The following is a 25,221-nucleotide window of genomic DNA, read 5'->3' as shown; positions in this document are numbered from 1 at the left end:
TGGGAGGGCTATTTCTGCTCTCGTAACAGTTGAGCGGCACGGACGGCGAAGTAAGTCAGGATGCCATCGGCGCCTGCACGTTTAAAAGCGGTCAGGGATTCGAGAATCACTCCTTCGCTCAACCAGCCATTCTGGATCGCCGCCATGTGCATGGCGTATTCGCCGCTGACTTGATAAACAAACGTCGGCACTTTGAATTCTTCTTTGACCCGGTAAAGGATGTCCAGGTACGGCATGCCTGGCTTGACCATGACCATGTCCGCGCCTTCTGACAAGTCCGCCGCCACTTCGTGCAGGGCTTCGTTGCTGTTGGCCGGGTCCATCTGATAGCTGGCCTTGTTGGCCTTGCCCAGGTTCAGCGCCGAACCGACCGCATCGCGGAACGGGCCATAGTAGGCGCTGGCGTATTTTGCCGAATAGGCCATGATCCGCACGTTGACGTGATCCGCCAGCTCCAGGGCTTCGCGGATCGCCTGGATGCGGCCGTCCATCATGTCCGAGGGGGCCACCACTTGGGCGCCGGCTTCGGCGTGGGACAGGGCCTGCCGGACCAGTGCATCGACGGTAATGTCGTTCTGCACGTAGCCTTCTTCGTCGATGATGCCGTCCTGACCGTGGGTGGTAAACGGGTCCAGGGCAACGTCGGTGATCACCCCCAGTTCCGGGAACTGTGCGCGTAAGGCGCGCGTGGCGCGTTGGGCGATACCGTTCGGGTTCCAGGCTTCGGCGGCATCCAGTGTCTTGAGCTCCGGTGGCGTGACCGGGAACAGCGCCAGCGCCGGAATCCCCAGCTCGACCCATTTGGCCGCTTCTTCCAGCAACAGGTCGATGGTCAGGCGTTCGACGCCCGGCATCGAGGCCACCGCTTCGCGACGGTTTTCACCGTCCAGGACGAACACCGGAAGGATCAGGTCGTCGACGGTCAGAACATTTTCACGGACCAGTCGACGCGAAAAATCATCACGGCGGTTGCGGCGCAGGCGGGTTGCGGGGAACAGACGGTTGGCGGGGGTAAAGCTCACGACAGACTCCTGAGCCCGCGCTTACGGGCGAGCGTGACAGTTATAAGCGGCCATTATGACGAACGTATTACAGTTATGTGCACCCCTGTGACTAGGGGGCGTTCTCAATTAGTTCCCCCCCCGCGTTGTCGCCTTAAAGCGGGCCAGGCAAGACGCAGGCCGCTGGGAATGGTTGTTCCCTTTCCAAGGCCTGCAACGCAGCCTGGCCCGCTTTAAGGCACAACCCGAAGGGCCGGGGCTGCTGTTGTGCAGGGCTGCGTTGCTCGAAGCTTATTTGGAATGACCCAACCGCGCTTCTCGCGCCTTGACCTGCACAGCAGCAGACCCGGCGCGGTGGGGAAACTGATTGAGAACGCCCCCTATAGTCGCATTCCATTGTCGTTGTAGGAAATGTTCACGTCGAGACACATTTGGACACTTTCATGAATGTGCACGAAGGGTTAGGCTGCGCGTTCATTTCGCCAGCACCCAGACAATGCTCCAACAATTTCTGCATGACTTCGGCTACTTTGCCCTGTTTCTCGGCACGTTCTTCGAAGGCGAAACCATTCTTGTGCTCGCCGGCTTCCTCGCGTTCCGCGGATACATGGACATTAACCTGGTGGTAGTCGTGGCGTTCTTCGGCAGTTATGCCGGTGATCAGCTGTGGTACTTCCTGGGGCGCAAGCACGGGCGCAAACTGCTGGCCCGCAAGCCGCGCTGGCAGATGATGGGCGATCGGGCGCTGGAACATATCCGCAAACACCCGGACATCTGGGTGCTGAGCTTCCGCTTTGTCTACGGTTTACGCACGGTGATGCCGGTGGCCATCGGCCTGTCAGGCTATCCACCGGGACGTTATCTGCTGCTCAACGGCATTGGCGCGGCGGTCTGGGCGGCAGCCCTGGCGGCAGCGGCTTACCACTTTGGCGCCGTACTGGAAGGCATGCTCGGCAGCGTCAAGAAGTACGAACTGTGGGTGCTCGGCGCCTTGCTGGTACTGGGCCTGGGCCTGTGGCTGCGTCGGCGCTTCAAGAATGCCCGTCTGGCGAAAAAGATCTACGCCGACGAGCAAGCCCTGAAAGCCGCACGGGCTCACGCCGAAGTGCCTAAGACGCCAAACGAGTGAAGCGGTTTCTGCAGCAGTAGAGACCGATAACGCTCAGCAGACTGTAGCTGAGCAGGCCGATCCAGCCCACTGCGCTGGCCGGCCACAGCCCTGCCAACGGCGCCAGCCACACCAACGGCACGTTCGATACCAACCTCAGCAGCTCCAGCTTCAACGCCCACGGGCGATTTTCCAGGGCCACGCCCAACGTAAACAATCCCAGCGCCACCGCGCTCCAGCCGAGCACCAACGCGGCGGTTGGCAGGCTGCGCTCCAGATTCATCAAGTAGCTGCCCAGCGCGATGTAAGTGCAGAACTGTAACGCCACATACAGTTGCTGACGCCCGTCCAGCGGCACCTCGAATTTGCGGAACAGGTTCAAGTCGGGCTTGTTCATCGGGTACCTGGCCGCCACATCCGCCGGACGCCAACCGGTGCGCATGAACCAGATCCGCAGCTTGTCCCATGTGCGCTCGGCTCGCCGCGCGTCATTCCACAACTGCACATAGAACTGCACGTTGGCCCACAGCGGATTCCAGCTTGCCAACGGCGTAGTCACCCCGAAAATCACCGGTTCGTTGTCGTCCTCTTCCTGGAACGAGCCAAACAGACGGTCCCAAATAATGAACACCCCGCCGTAGTTGCGATCCATGTAGAGAGCGTTCTGCGCATGGTGAGCCCGATGATTGGACGGCGACACGAAGAACCATTCGAACCAGCCGAGCTTGGGAATGTGCCTGGTATGGACCCAGAACTGATACAGCAGATTCAGCGCTGCGACGCTGACGAAGACCAGCAGCGGCACGCCGAGCACGGCCATCGGCAGGTAGAAAATCCAGCCCAGCAGGAAGCCGGTACTGGTCTGGCGCAAGGCCGTGGACAGGTTGTACTCCTCGCTCTGGTGATGCACCGAGTGCGCGGCCCAGAGGATATTGCGTTCGTGGCCCATGCGGTGCAGCCAGTAGTAGCAGAAGTCGTAGAGAAAAAAGGCCAGCACCCAGACCCAGACGCTGTCGGCCGAGAGTTCGAACAGCGCCACATGCTCAAGGGCAAACCCGTAGGTCAGCAGCCCGACCCCCTTGGTCAACAAGCCCGTGGTGGTCGACAGCACACCGGTGCTCATGCTGTTGATCGCATCGGCCACACGATAATGGCTGACCCCGCGCCAACGATCGGCCAGCAGTTCGACAGCGATCAGCACAATGAAAAACGGCACCGCATACAGAATGAAGTCCATGACGCGCCCTGATCGGAATCTTGAGGACAGATGCTAGGTGTAGCCGCCCATTTACCCTATGGCAACGAGCGACAAATTAGTGGACATTTAACGCCATGAATCTGGAGAACAACCCATGAGCAAAAAAATTGCAGTGATCCTTTCCGGCTGTGGCGTGTACGACGGCGCCGAGATCCACGAAAGCGTGATTACCCTGCTGAGACTGGACCAGCGTGGCGCACAGGTGCAGTGCTTTGCGCCGAACATCGCGCAATTGCATGTGATCAATCACCTGACCGGTGAGGAAATGCCCGAGTCGCGCAACGTATTGGTGGAATCGGCGCGGATCGCCCGGGGCAATATCAAGGACATTCGCGACGCCGACGTCGACGATTTTGATGCGTTGATCGTGCCCGGCGGATTTGGCTCGGCCAAGAACCTGTCGAACTTTGCGATTGAAGGCGCCGGTTGCACGGTGCAGCCGGATGTCCTGGCGCTGACCGAAGCCTTCGCTGAGGCGGGCAAACCGGTCGGGTTGATGTGCATATCGCCCGCGCTGGCGGCGAAGATCTACGGCCCGGGGGTGAACTGCACCATCGGCAACGACGCCGAGACCGCGGCAGCCATGAACAAAATGGGCGCGACGCATACTGACTGCGCCGTAACTGAAATCGTCGAGGACAGGGCGCGAAAACTGGTGAGTACCCCAGCGTACATGCTGGCGCAAACCATCAGCGAAGCGGCGTCCGGTATCAACAAAATGGTCGACCGCGTCCTCGAACTGACCCACGAAAACGACGCCTGACCTCAATCCACTGTGGGAGCGAGCAGGCTCGCTCCCACAGGGGTCGACGCAAGGCTCAGGGCTTACGGGTCAGCCGGGTGAGTATCCGGTCCAGTGCATTGGCGAACGCCTGCTTCTCGCGCTCGCCAAACGGTGCCGGGCCACCGCCCATCTGCCCTTGTTCACGCAGATCGGTGAACAGGTTGCGCACCGCCAGCCGATCGCCCATGTTCTGCGCATCGAACTCCTTGCCTCGCGGGTCGAGTGCGGCCACGCCCTTCTTCACCAGGCGATCCGCCAATGGCACGTCGCTGCAAATCACCAGCTCACCCGGCACCGCATGCTCCACCAGGTAATCATCGGCGGCGTCCGGGCCACTTGGCACCACGATCAATTTCACCAGCGCCAGCCCCGGCTTGATCTGCGGCTGCCCCGCCACCAGCACCACTTCGTACTGGCGCTTGAGGGCGAATTTCACCACCAGATCCTTGGCCGCCCGAGGGCAGGCGTCAGCATCGATCCAGACTCGCATCATGTTTTCCTCTTCAAAAAAAATCGCGGGCAAGCCTCGCTCCCACAGGTTATACGCAATCCTGTGGGAGCGTGGTTTGCCCGCGATGATGAGCGCAGCGAATGCTGTTAAGAGGCGGCCACCCGCTGCTTCTCCGCCATCCGACTACGGCTATACAACACAACAATCGCAATGATCGCCACCGCCTGAGCACTCAGCGAATACGCATCCGCATGAATGCCCAGCCAGTCAAAATCAAAGAACGGCACCGGCCGCGTGCCGAAGATCCCCGCTTCCTGCAGCGCCTTCACGCCGTGCCCGGCGAACACCACTGACAACGCGCAGAGCAGGCCGGCGTTGATGCTGAAGAACAACGCCAGCGGCAACTTCGCCGAACCGCGCAGAATCACCCACGCCAGCCCCACCAACAGCACCAGCGCCGTCGCGCCGCCGGCCAACACCGCGTTGTGCCCCGCAGGCCCGGCCTGCAGCCATAGGGTTTCGTAGAACAGAATCACTTCGAACAACTCGCGATACACCGAGAAGAACGCCAGGATCGCGAAGCCGAAACGCCCGCCACCGCCCACCAGGCTGCTCTTGATGTAATCCTGCCACGCCGCCGCATGGCGACGGTCATGCATCCACACGCCGAGCCAGAGCACCATGACCGAGGCAAACAGCGCCGTCGCGCCTTCCAGCAATTCGCGTTGCGAGCCGCTGACATCGATCACGTACGCCGCCAGCGCCCAGGTTCCCAGGCCGGCCAACAACGCCAGGCCCCAGCCGACGTTAACGCTGCGCACGGCCGATTGCTGGCCGGTGTTGCGCAGGAAGGCCAGAATCGCCGCCAGCACCAGAATCGCTTCCAGGCCTTCACGCAGCAAAATCAGCAACCCGGAGATGTAACTCAAGGTCCAGCTCAGGCCATCGCTGCCCAGCAAGTCGGCGGACTGCTTCAGCTTGGCCTTGGCCGTGTCCAGACGCTGCTGGGCCTGAGCCACCGGCAAACCATCCTGCAACGACTGACGGTACGCCATCAGCGATTTTTCAGTGTCTTTGCGCACGTTGGCGTCGACGTTGTCGAGGGAGCTTTCGACCAGCTCGAACCCTTCCAGATACGCCGCCACCGACAGGTCATAGGCCTGATCGTGATCGCCGGCACGGTAGGCGGCGATGCTTTTGTCCAAGGTGGCCGCCGTGTAATCCAGCAACTGCCCCGGGCCGCGCTTGACCTGCGGCGGTTGCGCCCGTTGCGCGCGGAAGGTCGCGGCCGCTTGCGGACCTTCAGCGGCCTGCACTTCGGCTGGCGTCTGACGTGCCAGGTCGGCGATGTTGTAGGTTTTCTCGGATTTTGCCGCGGCCGGATCGGCGCTGAAGCTGGCGATGTAGGTCGCCAGGTCCCAGCGCTGACGATCATCGAGCTGGTCAGCGAAGGACGGCATGTCGGTGCCTTCAACGCCCATGCCCAGCGTGTTGTAGATCGCATAGAGGCTCAGACGGTCCAGTCGCGCGGCATCGCGCAGATTGGCCGGCGGTGGCGTCATACCGACACCTGCCGGGCCGTCACCAGCGCCCGCATCGCCATGGCACACCGAGCATTGCTGGGCATACAGCGGCGCGCCGCGGGTCGGATCCGGCGTGATGACCGGGGCCTGGCTGACCTCATAAGTCACCGCCAGTTTTGCCCCCAACTGCCGCGCCTGATGGGCGACGTCCGCGCCATCTTTGCGAGCGGAGATCGCAGCGCCAAGACTGCTGACGCCCTGCTCCAGTTCTGCGCGTTCAGGTTTGGCCGGCAAATCGGCGATCAAACCTTGCAACACCTTTAGGAATTCCTGCTGTTCGCGGTATTCAGACTCATCGATGACTTTGCCCGCCTCGACCGTCGCCGGGTAATCAGCGCCAATGTAATCGAGCAAATGCAGGGCCTTCGGCGCACCTTCCGTGGTTTCGGCCTGCGCATTGAAGCTGCAAAACGCGATCACCGACAGCACGAGCCACGCCGGAAAACGAGAGGAGGCAATCATGAATAAATCTCAAATGGAAATACGAAGTAACACATTGTTCACTCTCAATGAGTTTCACTCAAGCTTTGTCTGCAAGAAGAGATCAGAGGGCGCGGAACAAAGTGCCATCATTCGCCTCTATAGTTTGCCGCCTCTTGGCGGCTTATCTTCAAGGAAGACACACAGCAAATGGCTACCCGCCTGCGCTTCTTGTTTTTGCTCGGTGCATGCTTGCTACTGAGCGGTTGCCCCACCCTGCGGGACTACAACGCGGAGTTGAGCGAGACCCTCGACTATTTCAAAGCCGGCCAGGTCGACTCCGCCGTTGCTGTCCTGGACCGAAACAATCCCATTGCCCCGGGCGACTTGCTCTATAACTTCGAGAAGGGCGAACTGCTGCGGCTCACTGGCGATATGACCGGTAGCTACGCCAGCTGGGATTACGCCGACCGGCTGATTGAGGGGTGGGAAAACTCGCCGCGATTCGGCGCCTTCAAAGCCTTCACCGAGTTCAACAGTTACGGCGCCAATGACAAAGTGCGTTTGTACGATGGCTACGATTTCGAGAAGGTCGCCCTGACCACGCAAATGGCCTTGACGTGCCTGTCCAGTGCCGAAGTCGACCTCGCTCGGGTGATGATCAAGAAAACCCACGAGCGCGAGGCAACCATTGCCGAAAAGCGCGACGTGCAATACCTGGCACTGGAGAACCAGGCCCAGGAGCAAGGCGTACCCCTGAAATACCAGAACCTTCAGGGCTACCCGGTGGCGACCCTCGATGCGCCTGAAGTGATTGCCCTGAAAAACAGCTACCAAAGTGCGTTCAGTCATTACCTGGCAGGTTTCGTCTATGAAACGCTTGACGAAAAAGACCTCGCCGCGCCGGGGTATCGCAAAGCCCTTGAGTTGCGCCCCAACACACCGCTGCTTGAGCAGGCGCTGCGCAATCTCGACAAGTCGCCGCTCAAGGCCGGCGAAAGCGATGTCTTGCTGATCGTGCAAACCGGCCTTGCACCCGCGCGCAACTCGGTGCGTGTGCCGATTTCGGTGGATGTCGAAGGCGAAACCTACATCACCAACATGTCGTTCCCGATCCTTGTCCCCGATGCGTCTACGCCACCGGTGGACTTCGTCATGGTGGACGGCAAAAAACATAAGCTGACCTTGCTCAACAGCTATGGCGACATGTCACGGCGAACGTTGCGCGACGACATGCCTGGCATCATCCAGCGCACGCTCCATCGCGCCCGGTCCAATGTCGAGTACCTGGCCTATTTGAAAAAAAACAAACCCGAAAAGCTTGAGGAAACCCTCGTGCAGCAAACTCAACGTGAAGATGCCGACACACGAGGCTGGCGCACGCTACCGGACAAGACGCTGATCGCTCGCCTGCGACTCAAGAAAGGCGAGCATCAACTGACCCTGCCCAATGCCCCGGAACAACTACCGGTCAGGTTCAGGATCGACCAGACACATCAAGCCTTCAGCCTGCGCGCAGTGAGCAACCGGATTTTCGCCGCTGATGTTGCTCTGGAGCTCAACCCCCCTTCCGCACCGCAGGCTGTCACCCGCCGCGCTCAACCCTGAACGGAGATCTTCATGGGATTGAAATGCATCGCCGTTGTCGCGCTGGCCCTGTTGGCCGGTTGCACCACCCCACCGCCGCCGGAACCGGGCAGTGCCGCCAGCAAAGTCCTGGCCACGGGACCGATCGAGGACCTGGCTATCGGCCCCATGCGCATGGCCCGGGAAAACGGTTTCCTCACCGTCAGCACGCAGCTGAGTAACGCCGACACCCGTAACAAAACGCTCTACTACCGCTATCTCTGGCTCGGCCCCGAAGGTTTTCCAGTGGCCGAAGCCGAGTCCTGGAAAAGCCTGACCCTGTATGCCGAGCAGACGAGCTTCCTGCCGGCGATCGCTCCCGTGCCACAAGCCGTGGATTTCCGTCTGGAGATCAATACGCCGTGAACCGTCCACACGAGAACCTGCCCATGTTTGTACGCTTGTCGTCCCTCGCCCTGAGCGCCCTGCTGATTGGCGGCTGCGCGGTCAATCACTCGCCGGTACTGGGCAGCGGCAACATCAGTTACGGCGACCCGAAAGCCGTGGAGCTGGTGACCAACGAATTCGGTTCCACCGACCTGCAGATGATCGCTGAAAGCATGACCCGCTCGCTCGCCCAGTCCGGGGTCCTGAAAGGTCGTCCGGTGGTTCAGGTGTACGACGTACGAAACAAGACCAGCGAGTACATCGACACGCGCGACATCACCACGTCGATCAAGACCCAGCTGATGCGCTCCGGTACCGCCCGCTTTGCCAGCGACAACACCGACATGCAGAGCCAGGTCGATCAACTCAAACTGCAAAACCAGAGCGGCCTGTACAAGAAAAGCACGGTGGCCAAGACCGGCAACATGATCGCCGCCCGCTATCGACTGGAAGGCTCGATCAGCTCGATCGTCAAGCGCAGCAATGATTACAAGGACGTCTTCTACAAATTCAGCCTGCAGTTGATCGATGTCGAAAGCGGGCTGGCCGAGTGGATGGACGAGAAAGAAATCCGCAAGACCACGGAGCGCTGAACAATGCGTGCATGGATTGGCATCATGGCCCTGACCTGCGCCCTGGGCGTTCAGGCGGCCCCGAAAATCGCTGTCACCGACATCGCCTATGAGGCCAGCGTGGATCAATACGTCCACGTGATTTCGTCTAGGGATGATCATCAGCAGGATTATTACGGCGCCAGCGGCTCGTCCAGTTATGACGAGTACACGACGCAGAACAGCTATCTGGAACAGACCGAAATCCGTCGATTCAGCGGTGACATCAAGGGTCAGATGCTCAAGACCGGGATGTTCCAGCTGGTTCAGGGGACGCCCTATACCGCCAACGCCAAACGCGATGTGTATGACGTGATCCAACGCATCAAGGCCGGTGATTTCGAGGGAGCCGACTACGTGCTGTTCGGCACGCTGTCAGACATCGACTTCACCCAGGACATGAACGAACTGGCCAATACCGACAGCTATTCAGCGGTGCTGGCGCTGACCCTGGTGGCTGACTTCAGCCTGATCAACACCAAAACCTACGAGATCACCTCGGCCTTCACCGCAATGGGTGAGGCTCAGGACACCAAACTGGTGAATGACCGGGATATCCACGTCTCGCTGAACCGGCCGCGGGTGGTGCGCGAAGTATCCAGGTCGCTGGGTGAGGATGTGGCGCGGCAATTGAGCGAGCAGCTCGGTGATGGCAGTTATCAACCGCCGGGGCCACCCGAGCTACGCAATGACCTGCCGCCGGATACCGCGCCGGTCATTCTGCGCTGACACCCGAAATGAAAAAGGCGACCTCTAAAGGTCGCCTTTTTTGTGCCTGACAGCTTTTATACCGCGGCTTTACGCAGAGTCGCCATAAATGCCGCCGCGCCAATAAACAGCCCGGCAAACGTACGGTTCATGCGTTTTTGCTGCTGGGGCGTGCGCAACAGACGCAGCACCTTGGACGCCAACCCGGTGTAACCGGCCATGACAATCAGGTCGACGCAGATCATGGTCACGCCAATGATCAGGTACTGAGCCAGCAACGGAGCGTGCGGGTCAATGAACTGCGGCAACACCGCGAGCATGAACACCAGCGCCTTGGGGTTGCTGATGTTGACCAGGAAACCACGGAACACCAGCGCCATCGGCTTGCCGATCTGACGCACAGCCGCGTCATCGCTCATGTCGCTGGGCAACGCGCGCCATTGCTTGATGGCGAGGTACACCAGATACGCCACGCCGAACCATTTGATCGCATAGAAGGCGGACGCTGAAGCCGTGAGGATCGCGCCCACACCGGCGCCGACAATCGCGATCTGCACCGCCAGGCCCAATTGCAGGCCCAGGGCATTCCAGTAACCGCGCCAGAAACCGTATTGCAGACCGCTGGACATCGACGCAATGGCGCCGGCACCAGGCGACAGACTGATCACCCAGCAGGCAGCAAAAAACGCCAGCCATGTTTGAAGCTCCATTGCACACCTCGACTCAGACTCGTGACAGACGTCTAAGCTAATGCGGCTTTGGGCGGATGACTATCGATTTTTTGCAGGATGTTACGGCTGCCGACCAGCGTTTACAGCTTTAGGACCCCTTCGCGAGCCGACTCGCTCCTACATTGAATCCTCGGTGGACACCTATTTAGTGAACAGCCGAAAACCCTGTAGGAGCTCGCTCCGGGCGGCGTTCCGACGATGGCGATCTATCAGACTACAGCAGCCTTACTTCTCGAACCCGCTCGAGGGGAACACATCACTCCCCCGCCAGCGTCGAACCGATCGTTGGAAGAAGAGGCTGTTAGGCACCTGAACCATCGCACTGCCAGTCCCGAGTTCTTCCGCTTCGATCAACGTGGTGTACAGCAGATTGATCGCCACCACCCGGCCTTTGACGCCGGGCTTGTCAGTGGTGTCCACCAACTCGACCACATCGCCGAGGCGGAATGGGCCGACGGTGAAAATCAGGATCGCGCACAGCAGGTTGGAAAGCACACTCCACATGGCGAAGAACGCCACCGCCGCCACCGCGACGAAACCGGACAATGCGGTCCAGAGTACGGTGGCCGACACCCCGAGGCGCTCCAGCACGAAAATCAGCGCACTGCCCATGATCAGCCAGCGCAGACCGCCTCGCAGCGGCATCAGCAATTGCGGCGGAAACGGATAGCGCTCGCCCAGCCGGGTCAGGCCCTTGGCAACGAAACGCTGGGTGAAGTAGCCGGCCAGCAGAATCAGCAGGATCTGCACGACCAGCCAGAGGGGCTCGATCCACACCGCCGGCAATGGCAGCTTGAACGCCTCCATCAAGACAGTGCCTCCAGTTCCGCCTGCATGCTTTCCAGCAGCTCCAGCGCTTCCATCCAGGATTCTTCCAGCTCGGCTTCACGCACCTTCAGCTTGGCCTGTTCAGCCAGCAGATCGCGCAGATCATTCTTGCGCGCCGGCTCGTAAATATCGCTGTCGCCAAGGCTGGCATCGATCTTCGCCAGCTTCTCGTGCAGCTTGCCCAGCTCGGCTTCCAGCTTGTCAGCTTCACGCTTGTGCGGCGCCAGTTGCTGACGCAACGCAGCCGCAGCCTGGCGCTGGGCCTTCTTGTCGGTCTTGTCCGGATTGACCGGCGTGTTGTTGACCGGTGCATTGCGCTGGCGATAGTCGACCAGCCAACGGGCGTAGTCTTCCAGGTCGCCGTCGAACTCCTCGACCTTGCCGTCCGCCACCAGATAGAAATTATCGGTCGTGCTTTTGAGCAAATGACGATCGTGGGAAACCACCAGAACCGCGCCACTAAACTCCTGCAGCGCCATGGTCAACGCCAGGCGCATTTCCAGGTCCAGGTGGTTGGTCGGTTCGTCGAGCAGCAGCAGGTTCGGCCGATCCCAAGCGATCAACGCCAGGGCCAGACGGGCCTTTTCGCCGCCGGAGAAATTCAGCACCGGCTCATCGATGCGCGCACCACGGAAGTCAAAACCACCGAGGAAGTCGCGCAGGGTCTGTTCACGCTCGGTCGGGGCCAGACGCTGCAAGTGCAGTAAAGGGCTTGCCTTGGCGTCGAGAGAATCCAGTTGATGCTGGGCGAAGTAACCCACGACGGTGTTCTCGCCACGGGTCAGTCGGCCGGACAACGGTTCGAGTTCACCGGCGAGGTTTTTGATCAGGGTCGATTTACCGGCACCGTTCGGGCCGAGCAAACCGATGCGCGCGCCAGGGGTCAGTTGCAGCTTGACCTTCTCCAGCACAGCTTTGTCGCCGTAACCCAAACGGGCATCGGACAGGTCGATCAGCGGGCTGGAGATTTTCTGCGATTCACGGAAAACGAAATCGAACGGCGAATCGACGTGGGCGGCGGAGAGTTCTTCCATCCGCTCCAGCGCCTTGATCCGGCTCTGGGCCTGGCGGGCCTTGGTGGCCTGGGCCTTGAAGCGGGCGATGTAGCTTTCCATGTGCGCACGTTGCGCCTGCTGCTTCTCGTAAGCCTGCTGCTGCTGGGCCAGACGTTCGGCGCGGGCGCGCTCGAAGGCGCTATAGCCACCGCGATACAGCGTGATCTTGCGTTGATCGACGTGAGCCACGTGATCGACCACGGCATCGAGAAAGTCCCGGTCGTGGGAAATCAACAACAATGTGCCGGGGTAACTTTTCAGCCACTCTTCGAGCCAGATGATGGCGTCGAGGTCCAAGTGGTTGGTTGGTTCGTCGAGCAGCAGCAGGTCCGAAGGGCACATCAAAGCCTGCGCCAGATTCAGACGCATCCGCCAGCCACCGGAGAAATCTCCTACCGGGCGATCCATCTGCTCGTTGGTGAACCCAAGGCCGGCCAACAACTTTCTGGCCCGGGCGTCGGCGGTGTAACCGTCGGCGCTGTCGAGTTCCGAGTGCAGGCGGGCCTGAGCGGCACCGTCATGGGCTGCTTCGGCTGCGGCGAGGTCGCGTTGCACCTCACGCAGGCGCAGGTCGCCATCGAGCACGTAGTCGACCGCCAGGCGTTCGAGCGTCTCGATTTCCTGACGCATGTGGGCGATGCGCCAGTCGGCCGGCAGGAAGCAGTCACCCGAGTCCGGGTGCAGTTCGCCCCGGATCAAGGCGAACAGGCTCGATTTGCCGGCGCCGTTGGCACCGATGAGGCCGGCTTTGTGGCCGGCGTGCAGGGTCAGCTCAGCGTCTTCTAGCAGACGTTGAGGGCCACGCTGTAAAGTCAGGTTCTGAAGTCGAATCATAATGGCGGCGGAGTCTACCAGCTTCGCTCGCAACTGGCGCGAGTAGCACTATGTCCTCTGACCTGTGGAGCTTTTCCCTGACCACTTACGCCCGTCCCGGCGTCGAACGCGCATGCCTGCAGTTGCAGTCAGCCGGCGCCAATGTGTGTTTGCTGTTCTGTGGAGCGTGGCTTGGACAGCGTGGCGTCGTCTGCAATGAACAGCGAATCAAGCTACTGCGCACCGTGGCGGAGCCTTGGGATGGAGACGTCGTGCAACCGTTGCGCGCCTTGCGCATGCGCTGGAAAGTCGTCGCGACTGACGATGCCGAGCTGAAAAAGCTGCGTGAACAAGTGAAGGCGCTGGAGCTGGAAGCCGAACGGCATCTGTTGTTGCGGCTGGAGCGAACGGCGCAGAGCTGGCCGCAGGGTGAGGCGACCGATCTGACGGCCTGGCTGGAAGGTGTGGCGGCAGGCGCCGCCAACCTGGACCGCGACGCGCTGCATCAGCTGCGCGTCGCGGTAACCGGCACTTAGGAAGCGCTGGTTGGGGTGGTGCTGGCGCTCGACGGTGCGGCTGGCGTTGGCGCAGCCGTGGCTGTCGAGGTGGTTGCTGCGGGTGCAGCCGATGCTGCTGGCGCCGGAGTCACTGGCTTGGCAGCAGGCGCTGGAGTCGGCTTGGCAACGGCAGGTTTTGCAGCAGCTGGTTTGGCCGCTGGTTTTGCAGCCGGTTTGGCAGCGGCAGGTTTGGCGGCTGGTTTTGCAGCCGGTTTAGCAGCGGCAGGTTTAGCGGCTGGTTTAGCAGCGGCTGGCTTGGCGGCAGTAGCGGGTTTCGCGGCAGCCGTTTTGGCGGCAGGTTTAGCAGCCGGTTTGGCAGCAGCTTTTACAGCGGGTTTAGCAGCTGGTTTGGCAGCAGCTTTTACAGCCGGTTTAGCGGCAGGCTTGGCAGCAGCGGTTCGCGCAGCAACTGGCTTGGCAGCAGGTTTTGCAGCAGCCGTTTTGGCGGCTGGTTTAGCAGCCGGTTTAGCGGCTACGGCTCTTGCAGCAGCAGGTTTGGCAGCAGGCGATTTTGCAGCAGGCTTGGCAGCAGCGGTTCGCGCGGCGGCTGGCTTGGCGGCAGGTCTCGCAGCGGCTGTTTTAGCCGCCGGTTTGGCAGCGCTGGCAGCGGCTGGTTTTTTCGCAGCGGCAGGTTTTGCAGCAGTTTTCACCGCTGGCTTGGCAGCAGGCTTGGCCGGCGCTTTTGCAGCAGCTGGCTTGGCAGCGGCTTTCTTGACCGGTACTGCAGCAGGTTTGGCTGCACGCAGGGACAACGCCTTGCCGACAGCCTCTTGTACACGACCGACGCCTTGGGCCAGTTTCAGGCTTTCTTGAGCATCGCGTTTGAGTTGCAGAATGTAGGCACGGGTGTCGGACTGACGATCCTTGAGGGCATCGAGCACGTCTTCGAGTTGCTGCACGCTGTCCTTCGCCTTGGCTTGTGCCTTGGCCTTGCCGGCCGACGCAGCGTCCTGCAATTTGGTACGGGACTTGTGTAATTTTTCCTGTGCTTTTCCGCGCTGTTTTTCCAGTTTGGCGAGCAGTTTTTCAGCATCAGCCAAGGCTTGGGAACAAGCGTTTTCCAAATGCTCGAGCAGGCTGCCCGACAGTTGTTGGAGTAAGTGCAACGGGGTATTTACAGGCTTCTTGGTGGCCGACATGGTTTACCTCCTGGCTGACGTGGGTGCGGCTCATACTAGACCTCTGCTGCTACCGCCGCTAGGGCATGTTGACAGTATCGAAAGCGTTGCGTTGCAACGGATCGAAAAACTTCTGCGCTTGTGCAAAACCAGTTCACCTTTGTGCGCATTCTCACTGGCATAATCCACCGCATTCCAGGTCGGAGAGTGCCCATGTCGCGCTACCTTTTTTTATCGCTGTGCGTGTTTTTTTCAGTGGCTCAAGCCGACGAAAAAACCTCCGCAAATAACCCTCACGATCTTGCTTACAGCCTGGGCGCGAGCCTCGGTGAACGCCTGCGTCAGGAGGTTCCCGATCTACAACTTCAGGCACTGCTGGAGGGTCTGCAACAAGCGTATCAAGGCAAGCCACTGGCGCTGAAGGACGAGCAGATCGAGCGAATCCTGGCCGAGCATGAAGCCCAGCTCGCCGAGCAACCGGCGCTCCCGCAAAGCGAAGCCGCACTGGAAAAAGAGCAGCGATTTCTCACTGAGGAAAAAGCCAAACCGGGTGTTCGCGAATTGGCCGATGGCGTGTTGCTGACAGAGCTGACTCCCGGCACCGGTGCCAAGGCCGGCCCAAATGGCAAGGTCCAGGTTTTGTATGTCGGGCGCCTGCCGGACGGCACGGTGTTCGATCAGAACAATCAGCCGCAGTGGTTCAGTCTCGACAGCGTGATCAGCGGCTGGCGCAGCGCACTGCAAAACATGCCGGTGGGTGCGAAATGGCGCCTGGTGATTCCATCGTCTCAAGCCTATGGCGCGGACGGTGCCGGCGACCTGATCGCCCCCTTCACCCCGCTGGTTTTTGAAGTCGAATTGCGCGGCGCTACCAGCTGAAAAACAGGCATAAAAAAACGGCGCGCAGTGCGCACCGTTTTTAACTTGCCGGGAGGGATTCAGGCCTGAACCGAGTCCTCTTCCTTGTGAGCGGTATGCAGCACTTCGATCAGGCAATCTTCCAGTTCGAAGCGTTCATGCAACAAGCCGCCCAACTCCTTGAATTTCTCCGCGACGCACTTGCCTGCATCACACAGGTCGTTGAACGCCAGCAGCTTCTCGGTGATGACATCGATGCGCGGGTAGAGGGTCTCGGCCAGTTCCAGACCACGCTTGTCGTTGAAAGCCTTGGCCTCCCCCGTCAACTGCTCGTAGATCTCGAAGTGCCCGGCAGACACGTAATCGACCAGCACTCCGCAGAACTCCTGCAAGGGCTTTCGGTCCTCGCTCAGTGCTTCAGGCTTTGCACCGAGCTTGTCGTAGGCATCAATCAGATCTTTGCGCTCCTGCAACCAGCGATCGATCAGCAGGTGCACTCCGCCCCAGCGTTCCTGAGCATTCTGACAACTTTCGAGCATGGTGATCTCTCTTCCCTTGTGGGTCAGCTGCTCTATGCCTGCTCGCCTCTTGTTACGTCAGTGGGCGGTCGGGCAGAGCGTCATCGAGCAACATAATTCCAATGACACGTGCGGGCCAGATTATGCCCGCGCGACTGTGGCTTCAAGGTACGCAGGAGATAAAGTTCATACAAGTGTTTAATCACCCATCTGCACCCGGTGCGACGACACGCCGCTGAGCGGTCGCTCACACGCGAGCCAGACGACGCGCAGCAACTGATAAACCCCCAGAATCGTCACCCCGACAAAGAACAGCAGGCTCCATTCCGGAATGCTCAGGTCGAACAATGTCCAGGAAATCTCGGCACAATCAGCGTTCCCTTTGAACATCTCCGTGACCCGGCACAACCAGGGCATGTTCTCGTACGAGCCTTCCAGGTCAGGCGGGCACGTCGACAGCACATGTGATGGGTCACTTTGCAGCAAAATCTGCCGCCACGCCGTAATCATGCCCGCGAGGCTGCAGAAGAATCCAAGTAACCAATACAGGAACGATCCAAAGCGTCCGGGGCCCTGCACGGAGGCTGTCAGACAAACACCCGTCAGCAACGCCAGACAAACCCGCTGCAAAACGCACAGGCCGCAAGGTTTGAGTCCGACCGCATATTCCAGGTAATAGGAAACGCCCAAGGCCAGGGAACCTGTAATGAAAACCATGAAAAACAAGGAGCGTGAGCAGGCCAAAGACATGGCTTTTCCGTACCAGTAGAGACAGGTGGTTACGGTAGAGGAAAGCGCGCCAGCCTTTCAAGGCAGGCCGGCACGGACACTTCACCAGAAGTGTAGGGAATTCCCGACAGTGTCGAGAGGAATCGGTGTAGCCCTCTGTAGGACGTTGCCGACCAGGGACTACAAAGCCAAACACACGACGCGTTTCGAGCCCCCTGAGAACGCCGCCCCGCCCATGTAGCAGCGGCCGAAGGCTGCGTCCGGCGGCGCAGCAGTCGTAAAATCAGGCGCTCTGGTTTATCAGGTCGACCGCGTTATCTTTATGACGACTGCTTCGCAGCCGGACGCAGCCTTCGGCAGCTGCTACAGACCAGCCTCAGGCGTAAACGGGAGTGGGCAACGGTGCCGCCAGCAGGCGCTCATCGAGCATGCCCAGGCCTTCCTGGAACAACTGATTGCTGCGTTCCGTATCGCCCAGTTGCGCCAGCAACCGCGCCAACTCCGCACAGGCTTCCGGATTGCGCTGAACCCGCAGACTGCTTTCAAGATAGTCTCGCGCCTTGCCCCACAAGCTGTTTTGCAGGCACAAGCGGCCCAGTGTCAGCAACAGGCTTGGGTCAGCCGGATGATCCTTGAGCCACCCCTCGGCAGTCTGCAGTTGCCGAGCCGGATCGCTGCCGCGAACCAATCCGTACAGGCGCGCCAGATGGCTGTCGTAATTGCGCTTGAGGGCTGTGCGCAGAACCTCCTCCGCCTCGACCTGCGCCCCCAGTTGTCGTAGCTGCTCGGCATAGGCCAGCACCAATTGCGGCTCCTGACGCTGAGCCGACGTAAGCTGTTGCCAGGCGCGAGTGAGCGATTGCAAACCGACCTTGCCGTCCTCTTCCTGATGCGCCGCCAGCGACAGGTTTTCACCCCACGCACGACGCTCCAGCTCGGCCAGTTCGGCGGGCGGCAGGACTTTATCCTTGCGCAACTCGGGCAACAGGCGAATCACCGCTGACCAGTCGCCACGCTGCTGAAGCAGGCGCTGTAACTGGCGCAATGTCTGGGCGTTATGGGGATGACGCTCATGCATGGCCTCAAGGGTGGCCAAGGCTCCGTCGGTATCGCCACGGTCGGTCTGCAATTGCGCATGACTCAAGGCAATCGCCAGTTCAGCCTGCGGTTGACGTTCGAGGGCGCGCTCCAGCAAGTTGTCGCTTTCTTCGTAATGACCCTGCTCGTTGGCGGCACGTGCCGCGCCGAGGTAATAGAGCAGTGGCTGGCGCTCGGCTTCGGCCGCCCGATGCAAATGACGCTGCGCACTGGCCCAGCGACCTTCCGCCAGATCCAGCTGACCATGCTCGATCGCCACTTGCACCCGGCGGCTGCGATTGCGCCGCGACCAGGGATTGACCACGCCACTGGAGGTCATCACCAGCTCAACCAGCACCTTGATGCCCCAGAACAGTAGCCACAACACCGCGATCAATGCGAGGGTCGCCCACAGGCTCGATTCGTAACGAAAGCTCTTGTAGGCAATCAGCACGTATCCGGCATGCTCGGCAATCGCCAGTCCCAGCGCGGCAGCAGCGGCGATCACCAGGAACACGATCACATAGAGGCGTTTCATGGCGTTGCCTCCTGGGCGGTACCCGCAGCAGGCTTGGCCATTGGCTTGATCGAGTCTTCAGCGTTGACATTACGCCGCTCCAGATACCCCTGGACCGCGCTCAGGGTACCCGTCAGATCCGGTGTCACGACCGTGACCCGTTGTTTGCTCAACTCGCCAACCTGCTCCAGCATCACTTTGCTCTGGGGGTTGTCCGGGTTGAAGTTGCCGGTCAACACGTCCCGCGCCTCCGCCAGCGCCTGGGTGTAAACCGCGGCCTGGCCATTGAGCGCGGCCCATTGCGCCTGCTCCAGCGCCAGGCTCAGGGCAAGGCGCACCTGGCTCAGGCTCTGCCCGGCCAACAGTGGACGGACATTTTTGTCAGCATTGAAGTCGATACGGATGTAACGGGAGATCTGATCCCACCACTGCGCCCAGCGACTGGCACCGTCGCCATCAGCGGTCAGGCCCAGCAGTGATTCACCCCGGTCCTTGTACTCGGGCGCCAGCTCGGTGAGGTCGATCACTTGATCACGCAATGCTCCCAGGCGCAGGAACAAGCCGGTGCGATCCGGCTGTTCTGTACTGCGCAACGCCACGAGGGTTTTGGCCACTTGCTCGCGAGCGGCGAAGGAACCCGGATCGTTCTGTTCACGGAGTATGTCGTCGGCACCCTGCACCAGCGCCTGGGCGCTGCTGATGTCCTGCAAGGCAGAGAGGCGCAGGCTGGCCAGACGCAGCAAGTGCTCGGCCTCGGCCAGGCGCCAATCCTTGCGGCTGGCACCGAGGACGGTTTCCAGGCGCTGGTTCAGACGCTGTTGATCGCCCTGCAACTGCGTGACCAGACGGGCGCGAGCATCCAGTTCATCAACGGCGGGCAACTGCTCCAAACGTGCGCTGATGCGCTGTTCATTGAGCCTGAGGCTTTGCGCCTGGTCGTTCAGCGCTTGCACCTGAGCCAGTTGCTGCTGGTTATTGGCTTGCAGGTGTCGCACCTGCCAGACACCCCAACCGCCCACGGCAACACCGGCAGCGCCGAGCAGCAGCGCGACGATTGCCAGGCCATTGCCTCGGCGCTGCACGTCAGCGGGTGTCGCGGTTTCAACCGGAGTTTCAACCGGCGCATCAAGCACTGGCTGGACGTCATCTTTAGGCAAGGCAGTTTCGCTCACGTATCCATCCTTTGCATTAGAGAACGGGTTCGGGATGCTCCCGTAACGCCGTCAGCAAAGCCGCGGCACTGGCGCCGCGACAATCCACAACTGTTTGGGCCCCGGCGGCACGTGCCAGCCCGGCGACCCTGGGACTTGGAACAAACAACGGCAACCGCGCCAATTGTGGCCAGGCAACGCCAGCCAGTTGATGCAGGTGCTCAAAACCTTGTCCACTGCTGACCACCAGCCCGTTCAAGCGTTCCGCTTCAATCCGGTCAGGCAGTGCCGCCGGCGGGTAATGCGGCAAGCCGCGACGGTACAACTCCAGATACTCGACACTAGCACCAAGCTCGCGCAAACGCTCTGCCAGGAGTTCACGCCCACCTTCCCCGCGCATGATCAACACGCGCGGATCGGGCCGGTTGATAGCCTCGCGCAACCCGGGAAGTTCCAGCAAGGCTTCGCTGTCATCACCCTCGGCCGGAAAGCTTACGTCCAGCCCGCGGCCCTCGAGGATCTGCGCAGTGGCGGCGCCGACACTGAACCACTTCAACGCAGGTGACTGCGGCCAATACCGGTCAACCAGATCAACACCGATTCTGGCCGCGGGTTTGCTGACCACGATCACCGCACAGAAGCGATCCAGTGTCTGAATCAGCGCGCGCATTGTGTCAGAGGCCGGGATTGGCTCGATTTCCAAAAGCGGCAAGCTGCTGCTGAAAATCCCCGCTTGCGCCAGAACATCGCTCAGCGCTGCGGATTCATCCGCAGGGCGCGTCAGCAGCAAGCGCCAGCCAGTCACTCGTGACCTGCCTCGCCATACACCGCTTTCAGGATATCGTCGGCGCCCTGGCTCAAAAGGTCCTCGGCGACTTGCACGCCCAAGGTTTCAGCGTCAGCGCGTGGCGCACGGGCCTCTGCGCTGAGCAACAGGCCGCCACTTGGGTCTCCGACCAGGCCACGCAACCAGATCTGCTCGCCTTCCAACACGGCGTAGCAGGCAATCGGCACTTGGCAGCCACCGTTCAAATGTTTGTTGAGTGCACGTTCGGCGGTCACGCGAGTGGCAGTGTCCAGATGGTGCAGCGGTGCCAACAAGGCATGGATTTCGCTGTCGGCGGAGCGGCATTCGATACCGACTGCGCCCTGGCCACCGGCCGGCAGGCTGTCGTCGACACTGATGGCCGAGGTGATGCGGTCTTCGAAGCCCAGGCGAATCAGGCCAGCGGCAGCGAGGATGATGGCGTCGTACTCACCCGCATCGAGCTTGGCCAGGCGCGTATTGACGTTGCCACGCAAGAAGCGGATCTGCAGGTCCGGACGACGGGTCAGCAGTTGAGCCTGACGGCGCAGACTGGAGGTACCGACGACGCTGCCTTTCGGCAACTCATCCAGGCTGGAGTAGGTGTTGGAGACGAATGCATCGCGCGGGTCTTCACGCTCGCAGATGCAAAACAGGCCAAGGCCTTCGGGAAAGTCCATCGGTACGTCTTTCATCGAGTGCACAGCGATGTCGGCTTCATTTTCCAGCAACGCGGTTTCCAGCTCTTTGACGAACAGGCCCTTGCCGCCGATTTTCGACAGCGGCGAGTCCAGCAGCTTGTCGCCACGACTGACCATGGGCACCAGCGTCACGAGCAGACCGGGATGGGCCTCTTCCAGACGGGCTTTGACGTATTCGGCCTGCCATAAGGCCAGGGCGCTTTTGCGGGTGGCGATGCGGATTTCGCGAGAGGACATGGATCAATCCGTACTGAATAGATACGGCGGATAATAACAGCTCAGCCAAATCCACTTTGACTTGAATCAGATACTGCGTGGCCTCCCTGGCCTGTATGTGCGGCAAGCGGGTGTGAAGTTCGCCCTGTGAACGGCGAATTAAAGCTGCTGCATCATCTTGCGCACGCCGGCCACATGGCGTCGGCTGACGATCAATGCGTCGCCGTTCAGACCTTTGAGGAACAGCTGAAAATGCCCCAGAGGTGTGCGCTGCAAGCGTTCGATACGCTCGCGGGCGACCAGGGCGTTGCGGTGGATACGCACGAATCGGTCACCAAATTCGTCCTCAAGGGCCTTGAGCGGTTCATCCAGCAACACTTCGCCGCTTTCATGGCGCAAGGTCACGTATTTGTGGTCGGCAATGAAGTAGACCACCTGATCCAGTGGGATCAGCTCGATACCCTTTCGGGTTCGTGCACTGATGTGGCTACGCGGTCCGCTACCACTTTCGGCGGCGGGACGCGTCAGGGCGGCGAGCTGGAGACGATTGGGGCGCTCGGCTTTTTTCAATGCTTCGTGAAGATGTTCAGTACGCACAGGTTTCACCACATAGCCTACGGCGCTGGCCTGTAAGGCTTCCACGGCAAATTCATCGGGTCCTGTACAAAACACCACAGCGGGCGGAGTTTCGCGTTCGCACAACCGCGCAGCCACTTGCAGGCCGTCAAGGCCTGGCATGCGGATATCGAGCAACACGATATCCGGCTTGTGGCTGTCGATCAGTGCCAACGCCTCTTCGCCGTTCGTGGCGCTCGGCTCCAGGACACTGTATCCCTCGAGTTCGCCGACCATTCGGCTCAGGCGCTCGCGGGCCAAGGGTTCGTCATCAACGATCAGGACATTCATATTGCGCTGGATTCCTGCGTGAGTCTCGCACAAGGATAACGTAGACAGGTGAAGTGACGTCCGTCACCGCGATCCACGCTAAGACTAGCGCGAGGGCCAAAAAGTGCCGCGAAATCGGCGGCTAAATTTTCAACTGCCGCGTGATTGGAGGCTCTGGCCCGCGTTGGCGAGGGATCGCCGTAGGGTTTGCCGATACACAATATGAACACCCCCTCTTCTTATAGTCAGTAATCGCACCAGAAAGTGCGGTGATCCTACTGTCCAACTGTAGACGGTTGCCGGGACGTTATTGCTCAAATGAAAAATATCGTTGCGCAATTTCCCGAAGGCTCACCTTGAGTATGGACCGCGCAATAAGAAAAAAACGTATCGACCAGTGTCAGCGACAGGATTGGCAACCCTGTTATTATCCGCGACAGCTTTCAACGTCACTTTTCTCCAGCCGATACGAGCGAATTCATGAGCACTGACAAGACCAATCAGTCCTGGGGCGGCCGCTTCAGTGAACCCGTCGACGCCTTCGTCGCCCGCTTCACCGCCTCCGTCACTTTCGACCAGCGCCTGTATCGCCACGACATCATGGGCTCGATCGCCCACGCCACCATGCTGGCCAAGGTCGGCGTGCTGACCGATGCCGAGCGCGACAGCATCATTGATGGCCTGAACACCATCCAGGGTGAAATCGAGGCCGGCCAGTTCGACTGGCGCATCGACCTCGAAGACGTGCACATGAACATCGAGGCGCGCCTGACCGATCGCATCGGCGTCACTGGCAAGAAGCTGCACACCGGCCGTAGCCGTAACGACCAGGTTGCCACCGATATCCGCCTGTGGCTGCGTGACGAGATCGACCTGATCCTCGGCGAAATCACCCGCCTGCAAAAAGGTTTGCTGGAGCAGGCAGAGCGCGAAGCTGGCAGCATCATGCCCGGCTTCACTCACCTGCAAACCGCACAGCCCGTGACTTTCGGGCACCACATGCTGGCCTGGTTCGAAATGCTCAGCCGCGACTACGAGCGTCTGGTCGACTGCCGCAAGCGTACCAACCGCATGCCATTGGGCAGCGCTGCGCTGGCGGGCACCACCTACCCGATCGACCGCGAATACACCGCGCAGCTACTGGGCTTCGACGCCGTCGGCGGCAACTCGCTGGACAACGTGTCCGATCGCGACTTCGCCATCGAGTTCTGCTCGGCGGCCAGCATCGCGATGATGCACCTGTCGCGCTTCTCCGAAGAGCTGGTGCTGTGGACCAGCGCGCAATTCCAGTTCATCGATCTGCCAGACCGCTTCTGCACCGGCAGCTCGATCATGCCGCAAAAGAAAAATCCGGACGTGCCGGAACTGGTTCGCGGCAAATCCGGCCGCGTCTTCGGCGCACTGATGGGCCTGCTGACCTTGATGAAGGGCCAGCCGTTGGCCTACAACAAGGACAATCAGGAAGACAAAGAGCCGCTGTTCGACGCCGCCGATACCCTGCGCGACTCGTTGCGAGCCTTTGCCGACATGATCCCGGCGATCAAACCCAAGCACGCGATGATGCGCGAAGCGGCGCTGCGCGGTTTCTCCACTGCCACCGACCTGGCCGACTACCTGGTGCGCCGTGGCCTGCCGTTCCGTGACTGCCACGAAATTGTTGGCCATGCGGTGAAGTACGGTGTGGAAAACGGCAAGGACCTGGCGGAAATGAGCCTGGAAGAGCTGCGTAAATTCAGCGACCAGATCGATCAGGACGTGTTTGCCGTGCTGACCCTGGAAGGCTCGGTGAATGCCCGTGACCATATCGGCGGCACTGCGCCAGCACAGGTCAAGCAGGCAGTGGTTCGCGGCCAGGCGTTGCTCGCCAGCCGCTAAAAGCTTCGTCGGAACGCCGCCCGGAGCCGGCTCGCATCCACAGTGGCCCGGTGTGTTCAGCACTTTCCACTGTGGGAGCGAGCTTGCTCCGGGCGGCGCTCCGACGATGACTGACTTCAGAACGCTACAAATTTCATTTCTTGGACGCGATCATCGCCATAAACGCTGGCATCGCCGCTTCCTTGTCCGCAGCAATCCTCTGCACATTCGGATTCGCCTCCAGACGCTCCAGCAGCGCCTTGGCTTCTGGCATCTCGGCCAACAAATCCAGGCCAAACAACTTCTGCCCCACCGCAGCGGCCAATGGCACGCTATACAGGAAATACAGATCGGCAACGCTCAGGCTGTCACCCGCCACATAAGGGGCGAACTTGCCGTGTCGCGCCAGCGAGGCGAACCCCAGCAGCAACTCGGACCTGGTCCTGTCCTTGATTGCCTCTGGCACTGGCGAGCCAAAAAACGCCTCGCCGTAGCACATGCGCCCCGGCAACTCGATGTACAGCTCGATTTCCTTGGCCAGCGCCAGCACCTGGGCGCGCTCGAAAGGATCGCTTGGCAACAGAGGAGTGCCTTTCTGGCTTTGTTCGATGTATTCGAGAATGATGGCGGTTTCATTAACGAAACCCTGTTCGACGCCCAGCACTGGCACCTTGCCGCGCGGACTGATGGTCAGCGCTTCCGGGCTCGGGCCAGGGTAAAACAGCACTTCTTCGAACGGCAGTCCCTTCTCCAGCAGCGCCAGTTTCACCATGTTGTAGTAGTTGCTGACGGAAAATCCATAAAGCTTGAGCATCACAAAGCCTCCAGGCCGTGCGGGGTTGGCAGTCCTGTTTTATAGAACGCCGAAGCG

General features: G+C 60.4%; 25 protein-coding genes and 1 pseudogene. 9 read left to right on the top strand and 17 right to left on the bottom strand.

Going from position 1 to position 25,221, the window contains the following annotated elements; genetic code table 11:
* Positions 1-8: 8 nt before the first annotated feature.
* Positions 9-1,022: a porphobilinogen synthase gene (gene hemB / locus D882_RS0128875; RefSeq protein ID WP_027926437.1), complete on the bottom strand. Its 1,014-nt coding sequence runs from the start codon at positions 1,020-1,022 to the stop codon at positions 9-11.
* Between the two features lie 475 nt (positions 1,023-1,497).
* Between hemB and D882_RS0128870 the strand changes: the two genes are divergently transcribed.
* A complete protein-coding gene (locus D882_RS0128870; protein ID WP_027926436.1) occupies positions 1,498-2,130 on the top strand; it encodes a DedA family protein in 633 nt (210 codons plus the stop codon).
* Here the strand turns inward: D882_RS0128870 and D882_RS0128865 are convergent.
* Complete coding sequence (locus D882_RS0128865; RefSeq protein ID WP_027926435.1) at positions 2,111-3,346, bottom strand: sterol desaturase family protein; 1,236 nt, start codon at positions 3,344-3,346, stop codon at positions 2,111-2,113. The two genes, D882_RS0128870 and D882_RS0128865, sit on opposite strands and share 20 nt — an antisense overlap.
* Positions 3,347-3,461: 115 nt before the next feature.
* Here D882_RS0128865 and elbB point away from each other — a divergent pair, with 115 nt between their 5' ends.
* Positions 3,462-4,130, top strand: a complete 669-nt coding sequence (gene elbB / locus D882_RS0128860; protein WP_027926434.1) for an isoprenoid biosynthesis glyoxalase ElbB — start codon at positions 3,462-3,464, stop codon at positions 4,128-4,130.
* A gap of 55 nt (positions 4,131-4,185) precedes the next feature.
* Here the strand turns inward: elbB and D882_RS0128855 are convergent, their stop codons facing one another.
* Positions 4,186-4,641: a YaiI/YqxD family protein gene (locus D882_RS0128855; RefSeq protein WP_027926433.1), complete on the bottom strand. Its 456-nt coding sequence runs from the start codon at positions 4,639-4,641 to the stop codon at positions 4,186-4,188.
* 107 nt (positions 4,642-4,748) lie between these two features.
* The gene (locus D882_RS0128850; RefSeq protein ID WP_027926432.1) at positions 4,749-6,647 is read right to left on the bottom strand and encodes an FTR1 family protein; all 1,899 of its coding nucleotides are present in this window, start codon (positions 6,645-6,647) and stop codon (positions 4,749-4,751) included.
* Positions 6,648-6,815: 168 nt separating this feature from the next.
* Here D882_RS0128850 and D882_RS0128845 point away from each other — a divergent pair, with 168 nt between their 5' ends.
* Genes D882_RS0128845 through D882_RS0128830 form a run of 4 tightly spaced genes read left to right on the top strand, consistent with a single transcriptional unit; the run spans position 6,816 to position 9,958 of the window.
* Positions 6,816-8,213 carry a hypothetical protein gene (locus D882_RS0128845; protein ID WP_027926431.1) on the top strand — a complete coding sequence of 466 codons (1,398 nt, stop codon included), beginning with the start codon at positions 6,816-6,818 and terminating at the stop codon, positions 8,211-8,213.
* A 12-nt stretch (positions 8,214-8,225) separates the two neighbouring features.
* Positions 8,226-8,597, top strand: coding sequence for a YcfL family protein (locus D882_RS0128840; RefSeq protein WP_027926430.1), 372 nt, complete (start codon positions 8,226-8,228; stop codon positions 8,595-8,597).
* Between the two features lie 23 nt (positions 8,598-8,620).
* A complete protein-coding gene (lpoB, locus tag D882_RS0128835) occupies positions 8,621-9,211 on the top strand; it encodes a penicillin-binding protein activator LpoB (RefSeq protein WP_027926429.1) in 591 nt (196 codons plus the stop codon).
* Between the two features lie 3 nt (positions 9,212-9,214).
* Positions 9,215-9,958 carry a hypothetical protein gene (locus D882_RS0128830; RefSeq protein WP_027926428.1) on the top strand — a complete coding sequence of 248 codons (744 nt, stop codon included), beginning with the start codon at positions 9,215-9,217 and terminating at the stop codon, positions 9,956-9,958.
* A gap of 56 nt (positions 9,959-10,014) precedes the next feature.
* Here D882_RS0128830 and rhtB read toward each other — a convergent pair whose 3' ends face one another.
* From rhtB to D882_RS0128815, 3 genes are all read right to left on the bottom strand, one after another.
* The gene (gene rhtB / locus D882_RS0128825; protein WP_027926427.1) at positions 10,015-10,647 is read right to left on the bottom strand and encodes a homoserine/homoserine lactone efflux protein; all 633 of its coding nucleotides are present in this window, start codon (positions 10,645-10,647) and stop codon (positions 10,015-10,017) included.
* A gap of 246 nt (positions 10,648-10,893) precedes the next feature.
* Positions 10,894-11,475 carry a mechanosensitive ion channel family protein gene (locus D882_RS0128820; RefSeq protein ID WP_027926426.1) on the bottom strand — a complete coding sequence of 194 codons (582 nt, stop codon included), beginning with the start codon at positions 11,473-11,475 and terminating at the stop codon, positions 10,894-10,896.
* Positions 11,475-13,385 (bottom strand): ATP-binding cassette domain-containing protein, encoded by a 1,911-nt coding sequence (locus tag D882_RS0128815; RefSeq protein WP_027926425.1) that lies wholly within the window; start codon positions 13,383-13,385, stop codon positions 11,475-11,477. Before D882_RS0128815 ends, D882_RS0128820 begins: the two co-directional genes overlap by 1 nt.
* A 50-nt stretch (positions 13,386-13,435) precedes the next feature.
* Here D882_RS0128815 and D882_RS0128810 point away from each other — a divergent pair, with 50 nt between their 5' ends.
* Positions 13,436-13,900: a TIGR02444 family protein gene (locus D882_RS0128810; RefSeq protein ID WP_027926424.1), complete on the top strand. Its 465-nt coding sequence runs from the start codon at positions 13,436-13,438 to the stop codon at positions 13,898-13,900.
* On the opposite strand, the gene D882_RS0128805 is transcribed toward D882_RS0128810, so the two are convergent.
* Entirely contained in the window at positions 13,897-15,060 is a 1,164-nt protein-coding gene (locus D882_RS0128805; protein ID WP_027926423.1) for an AlgP family protein, read from the bottom strand. The two genes, D882_RS0128810 and D882_RS0128805, sit on opposite strands and share 4 nt — an antisense overlap.
* 192 nt (positions 15,061-15,252) lie before the next feature.
* On the opposite strand from D882_RS0128805, the gene D882_RS0128800 reads away from it, so the two are divergent.
* Positions 15,253-15,918, top strand: coding sequence for an FKBP-type peptidyl-prolyl cis-trans isomerase (locus tag D882_RS0128800; protein ID WP_027926422.1), 666 nt, complete (start codon positions 15,253-15,255; stop codon positions 15,916-15,918).
* Between the two features lie 59 nt (positions 15,919-15,977).
* Here the strand turns inward: D882_RS0128800 and D882_RS0128795 are convergent, their stop codons facing one another.
* From D882_RS0128795 to D882_RS1000000133660, 8 genes and pseudogenes are all read right to left on the bottom strand, one after another.
* On the bottom strand, positions 15,978-16,436 hold the full coding sequence (locus D882_RS0128795; RefSeq protein ID WP_027926421.1) for an Rsd/AlgQ family anti-sigma factor: 459 nt from the start codon (positions 16,434-16,436) through the stop codon (positions 15,978-15,980).
* A gap of 177 nt (positions 16,437-16,613) precedes the next feature.
* Entirely contained in the window at positions 16,614-17,165 is a 552-nt protein-coding gene (locus D882_RS0128790) for a disulfide bond formation protein B (protein WP_027926420.1), read from the bottom strand.
* 355 nt (positions 17,166-17,520) lie between these two features.
* A complete protein-coding gene (locus D882_RS0128785) occupies positions 17,521-18,759 on the bottom strand; it encodes a heme biosynthesis protein HemY (protein WP_027926419.1) in 1,239 nt (412 codons plus the stop codon).
* Positions 18,756-19,910 carry a uroporphyrinogen-III C-methyltransferase gene (locus tag D882_RS0128780; RefSeq protein WP_027926418.1) on the bottom strand — a complete coding sequence of 385 codons (1,155 nt, stop codon included), beginning with the start codon at positions 19,908-19,910 and terminating at the stop codon, positions 18,756-18,758. Before D882_RS0128780 ends, D882_RS0128785 begins: the two co-directional genes overlap by 4 nt.
* Positions 19,911-19,926: 16 nt before the next feature.
* Positions 19,927-20,694, bottom strand: coding sequence for a uroporphyrinogen-III synthase (locus D882_RS0128775; protein WP_027926417.1), 768 nt, complete (start codon positions 20,692-20,694; stop codon positions 19,927-19,929).
* Positions 20,691-21,632: a hydroxymethylbilane synthase gene (hemC, locus tag D882_RS0128770; RefSeq protein ID WP_027926416.1), complete on the bottom strand. Its 942-nt coding sequence runs from the start codon at positions 21,630-21,632 to the stop codon at positions 20,691-20,693. The genes D882_RS0128775 and hemC overlap by 4 nt, the downstream gene beginning before the upstream one ends.
* 138 nt (positions 21,633-21,770) lie before the next feature.
* A complete protein-coding gene (locus tag D882_RS0128765) occupies positions 21,771-22,517 on the bottom strand; it encodes a LytTR family DNA-binding domain-containing protein (protein WP_027926415.1) in 747 nt (248 codons plus the stop codon).
* Positions 22,514-22,630 (bottom strand): annotated as a pseudogene (locus tag D882_RS1000000133660) (sensor histidine kinase); the annotation flags it as partial. The pseudogene D882_RS1000000133660 and the gene D882_RS0128765, both read right to left, overlap by 4 nt.
* A gap of 346 nt (positions 22,631-22,976) precedes the next feature.
* Between D882_RS1000000133660 and argH the strand changes: the two are divergent.
* Complete coding sequence (gene argH, locus D882_RS0128760) at positions 22,977-24,371, top strand: argininosuccinate lyase (protein ID WP_027926414.1); 1,395 nt, start codon at positions 22,977-22,979, stop codon at positions 24,369-24,371.
* 133 nt (positions 24,372-24,504) lie between these two features.
* On the opposite strand, the gene D882_RS0128755 is transcribed toward argH, so the two are convergent.
* On the bottom strand, positions 24,505-25,164 hold the full coding sequence (locus D882_RS0128755; protein ID WP_027926413.1) for a glutathione S-transferase family protein: 660 nt from the start codon (positions 25,162-25,164) through the stop codon (positions 24,505-24,507).
* Positions 25,165-25,221: the final 57 nt, after the last annotated feature.

The sequence above is a fragment of the Pseudomonas sp. URMO17WK12:I12 genome (assembly GCF_000514395.1).
GTDB lineage: Bacteria > Pseudomonadota > Gammaproteobacteria > Pseudomonadales > Pseudomonadaceae > Aquipseudomonas > Aquipseudomonas mucoides.
This window is presented reverse-complemented; position numbering and strand designations above follow the sequence as displayed.